This window comes from Kitasatospora sp. NPDC058162, assembly GCF_042884005.1.
Classification (GTDB): domain Bacteria; phylum Actinomycetota; class Actinomycetes; order Streptomycetales; family Streptomycetaceae; genus Kitasatospora.
Genome location: NZ_JBHVUS010000028.1, coordinates 36,412 through 48,735, shown reverse-complemented (window position 1 = coordinate 48,735; position 12,324 = coordinate 36,412). Strand labels below are relative to the sequence as shown.

Genomic DNA, 12,324 nt, shown 5'->3' with positions numbered 1-12,324 from the left:
ACGCTCACAGAGATTGTTAGCGCTAACAAACTGCATGTCAAGGGAGGTGGACAGGACGGAGCCGAAGAGCCGGACAGGCACTGGCCGGCCGGTACCCGCCTGGTGCACGCGGCTACCGGCCACCGGCGCACCGGGCTCAACGACGGGCGGACGGCCCCACGCTGCGCCGCAGCACCAGTTCCGGGGAGACCTGCACCTGGGCCGGAGGGGATGCGGCACCCTCCAGCTCTCCGACGAGCAGCTCCAAGGCCCGTCTGCCGAGCTCGCCGAAGTCCTGCCGCACCGTGGTCAGCGGCGGGGTGAAGTAGGCGGCCTCCGGAATGTCGTCGAAGCCGATCACGCTGATCTCCTGCGGGACGTGCCGACCTGCCTCGTGGAAGGCCCGCAGCAGGCCGAGAGCCATGTGGTCGTTGGCACAGAAGACGGCAGTGACGTCGCGCAGCCGGGCGATCCGAAGCCCCGCCTGGTAGCCCGAGCGGGCGCTCCAGTCGCCCCGCTCCACCTCCGGCACGGGGGCCCCGGCCGCCTGCAGCGCGAGGCGCCAGCCCTCCTCCCGGTCCTGGCTCTCCAGCCAGTTGGCCGGCCCCGCCAGGTGGTGCACGGTGCGGTGGCCCAGGTCCAGCAGGTACCCGGTCGCCTCTCCCGCACCGTAGCGATTGCCCACCGAGACCATGGGCACCCGGGTCTGGTCGCCCGAACCGACCGCGACCAGCGGCACCGAGCTGGAGAGCCGGGACACCGCGCTGACCGCGGAGGTCTGCGGCGCGATCACCACGACGCCCTCCACCCCTTGGTCACGCAGCCGGTCGACGGCTTCCTGGACCGAACGGCCGTCCAGGGAGCGCAGACTGGTCACGCTCACGAAGTACCCGGCGCTGCGCGCGGCCCGCTCGATGCCGTCCAGCATCGAGGCAGGGCCGTAGAGGGTCGAGTCGAAGCTGACCACCCCGAGGGTCTGCGACCGACGGGTCACCAGGGCCCGGGCGGCGGAGTTGGGCCGGTAGTCCAGTTCCCGTATCGCGGCCAGCACCCGGTCCCGGGTGTCGGGCCGCACGTGCGGAGCCCCGTTGAGCACCCGGGACACCGTCTGGTGGGAGACACCCGCCAGTTTCGCCACGTCCGCCATCACGGGCTGGCGCTGTTCCGCCCCGGTGCTGTCGGTTCCCACTCGTCGTCCCCTCCTAGGCTGTGGACCACAGTACGCGACCAGGTCCAGGCCAATCCGTCACCCTCGGTTCAACCGTGGTTTCTCTTCATACCAGTCCCTCAGGGCGCTGACATGTGCCAATACCGCCAAGTTAACGCTCACGCCTCATCCGCGGGGGTACTTGCCCGCTTCGTCCTCCCGCTCCCGGTCGGCGACCGCATCCGGCGAGCGGTCCGGTACGCAGCGCATCCGGATCACCGGCGCGGTTCGAGGAGGACCGGGTTGGTGAGGGCCGCCACGGCGCCTTCGGCGTCACGGACCTCGGCACGGGCGAAGAGCGCCTGCGCCGCTTCCGCCGCCCCGACCCGCCACTCGACGGTGTCCGCGCCGGTGCGGGGCGGTGCGGCCCCGCGCACCCGGCCCTTCGCGGCGTGCAGGCTCACCGTGCCGACGGGCACGCCCTGCGGCTCGGCCCGTACGACGGCGCCCGACTCGTCGCCGACCGTCAGCGCTTCACCGATCCCGAACGGATGCTCCGCCACGCACAGCCCACCGCCCCCGCGGACCTCCGCCGGCCGCCGGTCGATCGCGCCGTCCGCGGCGCCGTAGCGCCAGTCGACCACCTGCCCCGGCCGGAGCCCGAGGGCGAGCCAGCGCCCGTCCCGACTGGTCACCTCCTGACCCGGTACCACCAGCAGGTCGCGATCCGCTCCCTGCTTCCGACCAGCCTGCAGACAGCGGGAGTTGTGCTCGGGTGACGACGATGGAGTCGAGCCCCGCCCCGCGTGCGGCGGCCAGCAGCTGTTGCGGCGTCAGCTCCCCTCCGTTCGAGGCGGCGGAGTGCGCGTGGCAGTCACCCTGGTACCAGCCCGTTCCCTCGTTCATGGCCGTCCCGGCAGCCTAAGGGCGTGTCGTTCGGATCACGCCTGGCGAACGTGATCCGAAAGACACGCCCTGGGCCCCGGCTCCGCGTGCTCGCGGAACCGGGGCCGGACCCGGGGCCGACCCGGGTGAGCGCTACCCGAGGGCCCACTTCTGGTTGTCGCCGCCCCAGCAGCTCCACAGCTGGACGGGTGTGGCGTCGGCGGTGAGCGCCCCCGCGACGTCCAGGCAGCGGCCGGACTGGACGCCGGTGACGCTGCCGTCGGAGTCGACCTGCCACTGCTGGTTGGCCCCGCCGTTGCACGGCCAGGTCACCACCTTGGTGCCGTCGGCCGTCCCGCCGCCGTACGCGTCCAGGCACAGCGTGCTGCCGGAGATGTCCACGGTGAGCTGTCCACCGGCGGTGCGGGTCCAGGTCTGGTTCGCCGCGCCGGAGCAGCTGTAGATCTGCGCCTGCACCCCCGGCGTGGTGGAGGCGCCCGGGACGTCCAGGCACTTGCCCGAACCGGTGCCCCGCAGCGCCCCCGTGCCGACCGCCGGGGAGTTGGCGTACCCGGCGGCGACGACGTTGGCCTGGACGGCGTTCTCGGTGGCCTCCGAGGGGTAGCCGGAGGTCATCACGCCTTCGTAGAAGGTGCCGCGGGCGCCCTTGCTGTTGTCACCGCCGATGCCGAGGATGATCGCTCCCTCCTTGTGCATCGGGTTGTAGCCCGAGGCGTTCGGGCGCGGCCCGGAATAGAAGGTCGACAGCCCGCCGGACTGGGCGTCGCCGGCGCGGATCGCCCACTGGTTCGGCGCGCCCTTGACCATGGCCGTCAGGTAACGGTGGTTCACCGTCGGGTCGTTGGCGTTGTAGCGGGTGTCGGCCCCGGAGAACAGGCCGTTCTCCAGGTCGGCCATCACCCAGGGGCCCGGCCCGGAGCCGTAGCCCCAGACCTTGATGTTGCCGAAGTAGATCGCCTCCATGTGGCCGTTGCCGGTGTCGTTGCTGCTGGTCTCGGCGTTGCCGTAGTCGAAGCAGCAGCCGCCGTTGTAGTGGGTGCCGTCGAGGATCGCGTACATCCCCTCGGGCTGGTCCCCGGTGGCGACGCCCGAGGTGTGGTTGTTGCGGTAGCCGGTGCCCGGTGCGACGTACACGCCGTAGGCCCGGTGGCCGTTCAGCGTGGTGGGCGCCAGGGTCGCGTTCGCGAGGTTGTCCGGGCCGGGCGCGGCCCCGCCCCCGGGTGCCTGGGTGAGGTGGTTGTCCCGCCCGCTCTGGTCGTAGATCACGGTGATCACGCAGGTGGTGCCCGCGCAGAAGGCGTCCTGTGCGGCGGCGTCGGCATAGCCGCCGGCGCTCAGCGGTTTGATGTCCCGGAGCGCCTGGTCCGACGCGCGCCGGACTTGGTACAGCGCCCCGCTGTAACTGCCGTAGAGCGCACGGGTGGTGCTGTGCGCGGCCACGCAGGGCGTGCCGCCGGCCGCGTAGAGGTCGCACGGCCCCTGGGTGGCGGCCTGGGCCGCACCGCTCGTCGCGGTGGCGCCGGCGAGGGCGCCGACGAGGACGGCCAGCGCCGCCCCGGCCCGGGCGAGGCTGCGCAGCGCGCCGCGCCTCCGGGTCGTCCCGCTGTTTTCACTCATGGTGTCTCCCTGCTCATGGTCGAGCGCGGCCAAGGGGAATGTGAGCGCTAACAATCCGCCCCGCGACAGCTTCCGACCGGGGCGGGTGGTCGAGGTTCCTGGCCGGTGACAGTGCCCGCCCCGACCGTGTCCCGTCAAGACCTTCGACACACCACGCCCGACATCGAACCCGGGGAGGCGCCGATCCGGAACGGAAACCTCGATCCTCCGCCACTTCTCCACCGCTGCAAGGAGGTTGGCGATGATCAAGGCGAGCTCTCACACTCCGACACCGGTCGCGACCGCACTCGGATGACGGTCCGTCACGGTCTTCGTCCGCCTCCGCGGGTACCGCGGAGCCCCGCCGCACCCGCAGCTGCGGGACCAGGGGGAACCGGGCTCGCGACAGTGGGGGCACGACGGGCAGCCGCCGTCCGGCGAACGCTCGCGCCGGGCCCCGACCCGCGAGCCCCCACCCGGCGAACACCCCGCGCGACGGACCGACCACCGGCTCCCCCATCGGGCACCCGTCCGGTCCGCGCCGCCGATGCTGGGGGTGCTTGACATGCGCCCGCGCCGTCATCGCGCCGTCCACGGGTCCGGCCGCCCCCACGAGAGGGAGACCCGATGCGCTCCGGCGCCACGCGGCACTCGCCGCCCGCCCCCGGCCGTCGCCGGGCCGGCCGCCACCGTCGCACCGGTCGGCGCGAGCACCGGCAAGGCCGCCGCCCGGACCGCAGCCGCCGAGTACAGCCCGGCCGAGTCCGACGGCTCCGGCGGCTCGTCCATCGCGGGCAGCCCGGTGCAGGACGTCACCCCCGACGGCTCCGGCGGCTGTGCCTCCGATCGAGCCGCGTGCCTCCAGCCCGTCGGCCCGACCCTCGACGCCTACGGGCCCGACTCCGGCCGGCGGCGCCCCCGGACCGACAGGTGCCCGCTCCCCGATCGCCGACGGGGGACGACGCCGCGCATTCCCATCCATGATGACCACTCGATGTGCACCTCACGTTCACTCAGCACCTCCCTGGGCACCTCCCGGCCGAGGGGGCGCGCACCTGCGGAGCGGTCGTTGACGGATCGCGATCCAACGGTGATCTAACCCCCCTTGACGCCATCGTTGTTAGCGTTAACACTTCATGTCACGCCAGGCCAGAGCTACCACCACCCCGACGCACCACAGCGTGAAGGACCGCTCCGGTCGGCGCCGCTCGACCGCTCCCAGTCGCCCAGTCAGGGGTGCGCTGCTCCGGTCGCGGACCATCACCATGGAGGAAACACGTGCGGAAGCTTTCAGCGGGTCTCGTCGCGGCCGGCCTGACGCTCTCGTTGGCGGCCTGCGGCCAGAGCTCCAACGGAGTCGGCGACGGGGCCGCCAAGGGTGACGCCAAGGGCGGACTCATCGGCATCGCGATGCCGACCAAGTCGTCGGCACGCTGGATCGACGACGGCAACAACATGGTCAAGCAGTTCCAGGCCAAGGGCTACAAGACCGACCTGCAGTACGGCGACAACGTGGTGGAGAACCAGGTCTCCCAGGTGGAGAACATGATCACCAAGGGCGCCAAGCTGCTGGTGATCGCCGCCATCGACGGCTCCTCCCTCACCAACGTGCTGCAGAAGGCCGCCGACGCGCACATTCCGGTGATCTCGTACGACCGGCTGATCCGGGGCACCCAGAACGTCGACTACTACGCGACCTTCGACAACTACAAGGTCGGTGTCCTCCAGGGCGGGTACATCGCCGACAAGCTCGGTCTCAAGGACGGCAAGGGCCCGTTCAACATCGAGCTCTTCGCCGGCTCGCCGGACGACAACAACGCGACCTTCTTCTTCAACGGTGCGATGAGCGTCCTCAAGCCGTACATCGACCAGAAGAAGCTGGTCGTGCAGAGCGGCCAGACCGACTTCAACCAGGTCGCCACGCTGCGCTGGGACGGCGGCCTCGCCCAGTCCCGGATGGACAACCTGCTCAGCAAGGCCTACACCGGAGCCCACGTCGACGCCGTGCTCTCGCCGTACGACGGCATCTCGATCGGCATCCTCTCCTCGCTCAAGGGCGTCGGCTACGGCACCGCCAAGTCCCTGCCCGTCGTCACGGGCCAGGACGCCGAGCTGGCCTCGGTGAAGTCGATCATCGCGGGCGAGCAGACCCAGACCGTCTACAAGGACACCCGCCAGCTCGCCAAGGTCGCCGTGCAGATGGGCGACGCGCTGCTGACCGGCGGGAAGCCCGAGGTCAACGACACCACCCAGTACAACAACGGCGCGAAGGTCGTTCCGGCCGAGCTGCTCCAGCCGGTCAGCGTCGACAAGGACAACTACCAGAAGGTCCTGGTCGACAGCGGCCAGTACACCGCGGACCAGCTCAAGTAGCCGGTGGGGCCCGTTCGACGGGCCCCACGCCGAACCGGCGGTGCGGCGGCGCCCGGGCAGAACCCCCAGGCGCCCCATGGATCCCCACCGCACCGCCCCGAACGATACGGACGCACAAGCATGGCTGGACCCGTTCTCGAAATGCGGTCGATCAGCAAATCGTTCCCCGGTGTCAAGGCACTCTCCGAGGTCAACCTGACCGTGGCCGCCGGCGAGGTGCACGCCATCTGCGGTGAGAACGGCGCCGGCAAGTCCACCCTGATGAAGGTGCTCAGCGGGGTCTACCCGCACGGCGGGTACGAGGGCGAGATCCTCTTCGAGGGCGAGCCCTGCCGCTTCAAGGACATCCGCGCCAGTGAGCAGCGCGGCATCGTCATCATCCACCAGGAACTGGCCCTGGTGCCGTACCTGTCCATCGCCGAGAACGTCTTCCTGGGCAACGAGCACGCCACCCGGGGCATCATCAGCTGGCATCGGACGCTCACCCACGCCGCCGAGCTCCTGCGGCAGGTCGGTCTGGCGGAGAGCCCGCACACCCGGATCGCCGACCTCGGCGTGGGCAAGCAGCAACTGGTCGAGATCGCCAAGGCCTTGGCCAAGAAGGTCAAGCTGCTCATCCTGGACGAGCCGACCGCCGCGCTGAACGACGAGGACAGCCGCAAGCTCCTCGACCTGATCCTGGAGCTCAAGGCGCAGGGCATCTCCTGCATCATCATCTCGCACAAGCTGAACGAGATCGCCCGGGTCGCCGACGCCGTCACCATCCTGCGCGACGGGCAGACCATCGAGACCATCGCGATCGGCCCGGAGGGCATCTCCGAGGACCGGATCATCCGCGGCATGGTCGGCCGGGACCTGGAGCACCGCTACCCCGAGCGCACCCCGGACATCGGCGAGGTCGCCTTCGAGGTCGAGGACTGGACCGTCCGGCACCCGATCGACCAGCAGCGCACCGTGGTGGACGGCGCCTCCCTGAACGTGCGGCGCGGCGAGATCGTCGGCGTCGCCGGCCTGATGGGCGCCGGCCGCACGGAGCTCGCGATGAGCGTCTTCGGCCGCTCGTACGGGCGTTGGGGCGGCGGGCGGGTGCTGCTGCACGGCGAGGAGATCCGCACCCGGACGGTGCCGGAGGCGATCGGGCACGGCATCGCGTACGTCACCGAGGACCGCAAGCACTTCGGCCTCAACCTGATCGACGACATCAGCCGGAACATCTCGCTGAGCGCGCTCGGCAAGGTCGCCCGGTACGGCCGGGTCGACCGGCACGAGGAGAGCAAGGTCGCCGAATCGTTCCGGCAGACCATGAACATCAAGGCCCCGACGGTGTTCACCCGGACCGGCACGCTCAGCGGCGGCAACCAGCAGAAGGTCGTCCTCAGCAAGTGGATCTTCGCCGAGCCGGAGGTGCTGATCCTCGACGAGCCCACCCGGGGCATCGACATCGGCGCCAAGGCGGAGATCTACACCGTCATCGCCGAACTGGCCGCCCAGGGCAAGGCCGTGCTCGTCATCTCGTCCGAACTCCCCGAACTCCTGGGCCTGTGCGACCGGATCTACACCATGGCCGAAGGCCGGATCACCGGCGAGGTCGCCCGTGCCGACGCCACCCAGGAATCCCTCATGCGGCTCATGACCATGAGCGCCGCATCCAGCAACGAGCAGGTGTGAGGCATGGCCCAGACCGAGATCATCCCGGACTCCGCCCCGAACGGGCCCGAGCCCGCCCCGAGCCCGTCCATCGGTGCCGCCCTGGCCAGCGCGCTGCGCGGCAACGTACGCCAGTACGGCATGCTGGTCGCCCTCGCGCTGATCGTGCTGCTGTTCCAGGTCTGGACCGACGGCATCCTGCTCCAGCCGCTCAACATCACCAACCTGATCCAGCAGAACGGTTACATCCTCATCCTGGCGATCGGGATGATGATCGTCATCATCGCCGGGCACATCGACCTGTCGGTCGGCTCACTGGCCGCCTTCGTCGGAGCCGCCGCCGCGGTGATGATGGTCGAGCACCACATATCGTGGCCCGTGGCGATGCTCATCGCGCTGGTGATCGGCGCGCTCGCCGGCGCCTGGCAGGGCTTCTGGATCGCCTACCTCGGCATCCCGTCGTTCATCGTCACCCTGGCAGGCATGCTGCTGTTCCGCGGCGGCACCCAGATCGTGCTGCAGGGCCAGTCGGTGGCGCCGTTCCCCAAGGGCTTCCAGAGCATCAGCAGCGGCTTCCTCCCCGAGGTCGGCCCGCACACCAACTACCACAACCTCACCCTGCTGCTCGGTCTCGCGGTGCTGGCCGTGGCGGTCGTCCAGGAGCTGCGCGGCCGGCGGCAGACCGCCTCGTACGGGCTGGAGGTGCTCCCGCTCGGGCTGTTCCTGGCCAAGCTCGCCGTGATCACGGCGGCCGTGCTGGTGTTCACCCTGCTGCTGGCCAGCTACCACGGCGTGCCGATCGTCCTGCTGATCCTCGGCGCCCTGCTGGTCGGCTTCGGCTACCTGATGCGCAACTCGATCATCGGCCGGCACACCTACGCCATCGGTGGCAACGAGGCCGCGGCCAAGCTGTCCGGGGTGAAGAGCAAGCGGGTCGTCTTCCTCGCCTTCGTCAACATGGGCGTGCTCGCGGCGCTCGCCGGGCTGGTCTTCGCGGCGCGGCTCAACGCCGGCACCCCGCAGGCCGGCATCAACTTCGAGTTGGAGGCGATCGCCGCCGCCTTCATCGGCGGTGCCTCCGCCAGCGGCGGTGTCGGCACCGTCATGGGCGCGATCATCGGCGGCCTGGTGCTCGGCGTGCTGAACAACGGCATGTCGCTGGTCGGTGTCGGCACCGACTACCAGCAGGTGATCAAGGGACTGGTGCTGCTCGCAGCCGTCGGGTTCGACGTCTACAACAAGCGCAAGGCCGGTTCCTGACCCTGGCCGGGGGCTCGTAGGCCGCAGGGCGGGCGCGGTGTTCTCCACACCGCGCCCGCCCTGCCACGTGTCCGTGACCTGGCAGGAATTCGGCAGGAAACTGCGAGCACCTCATCGACTCCTGCGCCGGGCCGGCCACCCCGCTGTCGGCCGCCGCTCCCGGACTGCGCATCCCCGCCACCAGCCGCCACACCCGACGGCCTGCCGCGCCACCGGCTGCCGATGGCCGTCCGGGCGCACGACCGGGAGAGGGGTGCCCCTCGGGAGAGAGGCACCCCTCAGCGGGCGATTCCGGGGTCAGTGAGCCAGCAGCACCAGGACGAGCACGACCAGGGCCGGCACGGTCTGCACGAAGAGGATCTTCCGGGAGGAGGTCACGGCGCCGAAGATGCCGGCGACGGCCACGCAGGAGGCGAAGAAGACCCGCACCTGGAAGCCGACCGGGTCGGAGGCGAACGCGCCCCAGAGCAGACCGGCCGCCAGGAAGCCGTTGTACAGGCCCTGGTTGGCGGCCATCGCCTTGGTCGAGACCGCGAACTGCTCGGTGGTCCCGAAGGAGGCCCGGGCCCGGGGAGTGGTCCAGAGGAACATCTCCAGGACCAGGATGTAGACGTGCAGGAGGGCCAGCGCGACAACCGCAATCACGGCAACTGTGGACATAGCGGGCATAGTACGCGTAGGAGTGGGCGCGATCAGGTGCATGTGATGCGTGGACCGGCATTTTGTTCAGGCCCCTGCGCAACCGTCAAGCCCGGACGCGGTCCGAAGAATTCCCGACCGCGCGGCAACCTCTTCCGCACCGGCGGCAACTGACGGGTGACACCGAGGGTGGAACGCCCACGGCGCCCCGAAAAAAACCTGCACCGGAACGGCAACCTTTCCGTCTCCGGCGACCACTGGTCAGCGCAACGTCGAACCGACCCACCGAAACGGACCGGAATGAAGGCAACGAGGCACGCCGCCCCACAGTGGAACCGCGGGCGTCGGCTGATCCTGGGCATACCCTTGGCGCTGGTGGCGATCGGCGTGCTGGCCCTCCTGGCCTTCGCACTGCTGCCGGGCAGCGGGGGCGGCGGCGCCTCCGCCGAGCCGGCCGCCGCTTCCGGGACCGCCACCCGGCCCAGCACCCAGCCCGACGCCCCGGCCGGGGATCCCACGCCCGCGACGGCACCGCCGTCGGCCGCCACCCCTCCGCCCTCGGCCACCGCGACCCCCTCACCGTCGGCCACCACCTCCACGCCGAAGCCGTCGGGCCCCCCCGCCTCCCCGCCCCCCTCGGCCGCCACCGGCAGTGCCCGCAGCGCCCCGGCCCCGGCGTCCCCGGCCACGGCGTCCCTGGCCGGGCGGATCAAGCCCGGGACGGGCTACCAGGGCGTCGCGACCTCCTACGACGCCGCCGACGGCAACGGCGCCTGCTCGTTCGGGCCCTCCGACGACATGATGGTCGCGGCGATGAACTTCACCGACTACGAGAGGTCCAGGGCGTGCGGGGCGTCCGTGCTGGTCCGCGCCGCCAACGGGGCGAGCGTCACGGTGCGGATCGTCAACGAGTGCCCGCTGCCCTGCGCACCCGGGCAGCTCGACCTGAGCCACCAGGCCTTCGGCAAGCTCGCGGACCTCTCGGTGGGCCGCCTTCCGATCACCTGGAGCCTGCTGAGCCCGGGCACGGCGCCCGGCACGATGTCGATCCGGTACAAGCCCGGGTCCTCGCAGTGGTGGTGCGGGATCCAGGTGATCGGGCACCGGAACCCGGTGGCGGCTCTGGAGGTCCAGGCCGGAGGCAGCTGGCGGCAGCTGACCCGCACCGACTACAACTACTTCCTCTCCCCCGACGGCAGCGGATGCGGCGGATCGCTCAGGGTCACCGACATCTACGGGGAGCAACTGACCGTTGACGGGATCGCGGTGAAACCGGACGTCGTCCAGCCGACCCGCGTCCAGTTCGCCCGGCATTGACCACGCTGCTCGCCCGGCGGCGGGTGGTCGCCGGCCGGGGCGACCACCAGCCCGCCCCGGAGGAGGGCGCTGCTAGGCTCATGCCGCTTGTTAACGATCACATTGCAGGGAGAGGGCGATCAGGGGGCATGCTCCTCGATGATGCGTTCAATGATGCGTCCGTGGAGTTCCACGACTTCTTCGAACGCCACTACGCCGAACTCGCCCGTCTCGCCCACCTCTTGACCGGCGAGACGGACGCGGCCGACGACATCGCCGCAGACGCGCTGATCGCGCTGTGGCAACGCTGGGACCGGCTCCGCGCTGCCGAACACCCGCTGGCCTACGCCCGCGGGGTGGTCGCCAACATGGCCCGGGCCCGGATCCGCAGCGCGATCCGCGAGCGGCGGCGCGTCCTGCTGTTCTGGTCCCGCAGCCCGGAGAAGACCTCAGGACCCGATGTCGCGGCCGTGCTCGACGTCCGCGAAGCGCTCGACCGGCTACCGTTCCGCAAACGGGCCTGTGTGGTGCTGCGCCACGCCTTCGACCTGTCGGAGAAGGACACCGCGGCGGCGCTCGGCATATCGGTCGGTACGGTGAAGAGTCAGACCTCGAAGGGAATGGCCGAGTTGCAACGCGCCCTCGGTGCAGAAGCCGTCGGCGAACTGGTGGCAGGAAGGAGGAACCGGTGAACGAGCACATCACCCAGCAGCTGCGCGAAGCCGCCGAGGCTTACCGACCCGACCGTGCGAGGATGCTGGCCCGCGTCCAGCGCGGCGCGGCCGGTCCAGCACCCCGTCACCGCACGCGCTCGGGCCTGAGGTCATGGCCCAAGGCCGCGATCGCCGGCCTGGCCGCCGCCGGCATCCTGGCCACCGGCGGTCTCGCCGTGGCGGGAATCGCCCAGGCTCCGCCGCCGTCGGAACCCACCACCGCTCCGGCCGCCCCCTCCCCCACGGCCACACCGACGCCGACCCGGTCGGCGCCCCCGGTCACCACCGCCCCGGCACCGGTCCCCGCCCCTGCCACCGCCGCCCCGACCAGCCCGCATCCGACCCCGTCGGCCGGCAGCCGGGCCCAGAACGGGTCGCTCTGGTCGGAGGGATCGATCGACCCGCACAGCACTGTCTACTGGGGCCAGGACAACCTCCTCCTCAGGACCACCCAGCCGCTCACCTCGCTCACCGTGGAACTGCGCGTCGCCCAGACCGGCGGCGTCCGGGACACCGGCAACTGGCGGACCCTGCCGGTCGACGACTTCACCGTCACCGTCCAGGAGTCCGGCGGCGCCCTGGTCTACCGCTGGGTCCTCAAGCCGGGCCGCACGGTACCGGCGGGAGAGCACGAGTTCGCGAGCCAGTACAACCACGCCACCGGCGTGCGCGCGGCCGGCGGCGACGGCTACCGCGTCGAGGCCCAGTCGACGGGCGGCACCGCGTCCGTCTGGGGAGGCTTCACCCCGGCCCGGTGAGGGGCCGGCC

General features: G+C 71.0%; 10 protein-coding genes. 6 read left to right on the top strand and 4 right to left on the bottom strand.

Translation table 11 applies throughout. The features are described from left to right. Window positions 1–136 precede the first annotated feature (136 nt). The 3 genes from ACFVXG_RS34175 to ACFVXG_RS34165 all read right to left on the bottom strand — a co-directional run bounded on the left by ACFVXG_RS34175 (window position 137) and on the right by ACFVXG_RS34165 (window position 3,649). Entirely contained in the window at window positions 137–1,126 is a 990-nt protein-coding gene (locus ACFVXG_RS34175) for a LacI family DNA-binding transcriptional regulator (protein ID WP_387933312.1), read from the bottom strand. Window positions 1,127–1,401: 275 nt separating this feature from the next. Beyond that, a complete protein-coding gene (locus tag ACFVXG_RS34170; RefSeq protein WP_387933230.1) occupies window positions 1,402–1,821 on the bottom strand; it encodes a hypothetical protein in 420 nt (139 codons plus the stop codon). A gap of 343 nt (window positions 1,822–2,164) precedes the next feature. Beyond that, window positions 2,165–3,649, bottom strand: coding sequence for an arabinofuranosidase catalytic domain-containing protein (locus ACFVXG_RS34165; RefSeq protein ID WP_387933228.1), 1,485 nt, complete (start codon window positions 3,647–3,649; stop codon window positions 2,165–2,167). Window positions 3,650–4,906: 1,257 nt separating this feature from the next. Between ACFVXG_RS34165 and chvE the strand changes: the two genes are divergently transcribed. From chvE to mmsB, 3 genes are all read left to right on the top strand, one after another. After that, complete coding sequence (gene chvE / locus ACFVXG_RS34160) at window positions 4,907–6,001, top strand: multiple monosaccharide ABC transporter substrate-binding protein (protein ID WP_387933227.1); 1,095 nt, start codon at window positions 4,907–4,909, stop codon at window positions 5,999–6,001. A gap of 120 nt (window positions 6,002–6,121) precedes the next feature. Further along, a complete protein-coding gene (gene mmsA / locus ACFVXG_RS34155; RefSeq protein ID WP_387933225.1) occupies window positions 6,122–7,669 on the top strand; it encodes a multiple monosaccharide ABC transporter ATP-binding protein in 1,548 nt (515 codons plus the stop codon). A gap of 3 nt (window positions 7,670–7,672) precedes the next feature. Further along, a complete protein-coding gene (mmsB, locus tag ACFVXG_RS34150; RefSeq protein ID WP_387933223.1) occupies window positions 7,673–8,908 on the top strand; it encodes a multiple monosaccharide ABC transporter permease in 1,236 nt (411 codons plus the stop codon). 297 nt (window positions 8,909–9,205) lie between these two features. Here mmsB and ACFVXG_RS34145 read toward each other — a convergent pair whose 3' ends face one another. Then, window positions 9,206–9,568 (bottom strand): DUF1304 domain-containing protein, encoded by a 363-nt coding sequence (locus ACFVXG_RS34145; protein ID WP_387933221.1) that lies wholly within the window; start codon window positions 9,566–9,568, stop codon window positions 9,206–9,208. A gap of 279 nt (window positions 9,569–9,847) precedes the next feature. Here ACFVXG_RS34145 and ACFVXG_RS34140 point away from each other — a divergent pair, with 279 nt between their 5' ends. From ACFVXG_RS34140 to ACFVXG_RS34130, 3 genes are all read left to right on the top strand, one after another. After that, on the top strand, window positions 9,848–10,864 hold the full coding sequence (locus tag ACFVXG_RS34140) for an expansin EXLX1 family cellulose-binding protein (RefSeq protein WP_387933219.1): 1,017 nt from the start codon (window positions 9,848–9,850) through the stop codon (window positions 10,862–10,864). A gap of 128 nt (window positions 10,865–10,992) precedes the next feature. Continuing rightward, window positions 10,993–11,535: a SigE family RNA polymerase sigma factor gene (locus ACFVXG_RS34135; protein WP_387933310.1), complete on the top strand. Its 543-nt coding sequence runs from the start codon at window positions 10,993–10,995 to the stop codon at window positions 11,533–11,535. After that, window positions 11,532–12,314 (top strand): hypothetical protein, encoded by a 783-nt coding sequence (locus ACFVXG_RS34130; RefSeq protein WP_387933217.1) that lies wholly within the window; start codon window positions 11,532–11,534, stop codon window positions 12,312–12,314. The genes ACFVXG_RS34135 and ACFVXG_RS34130 overlap by 4 nt, the downstream gene beginning before the upstream one ends. Window positions 12,315–12,324: the final 10 nt, after the last annotated feature.

Bases quoted from the DNA above. Each gene is read 5' to 3' on its own strand.
- ACFVXG_RS34175 (WP_387933312.1), bottom strand. From the start codon at position 1,126: ATGGCGGACGTGGCGAAACTGGCGGGTGTCTCCCACCAGACGGTGTCC.
- ACFVXG_RS34165 (WP_387933228.1), bottom strand. From the start codon at position 3,649: ATGAGTGAAAACAGCGGGACGACCCGGAGGCGCGGCGCGCTGCGCAGC.
- mmsA (WP_387933225.1), top strand. From the start codon at position 6,122: ATGGCTGGACCCGTTCTCGAAATGCGGTCGATCAGCAAATCGTTCCCC.
- mmsB (WP_387933223.1), top strand. From the start codon at position 7,673: ATGGCCCAGACCGAGATCATCCCGGACTCCGCCCCGAACGGGCCCGAG.
- ACFVXG_RS34145 (WP_387933221.1), bottom strand. From the start codon at position 9,568: ATGTCCACAGTTGCCGTGATTGCGGTTGTCGCGCTGGCCCTCCTGCAC.
- ACFVXG_RS34140 (WP_387933219.1), top strand. From the start codon at position 9,848: ATGAAGGCAACGAGGCACGCCGCCCCACAGTGGAACCGCGGGCGTCGG.
- ACFVXG_RS34135 (WP_387933310.1), top strand. From the start codon at position 10,993: ATGCTCCTCGATGATGCGTTCAATGATGCGTCCGTGGAGTTCCACGAC.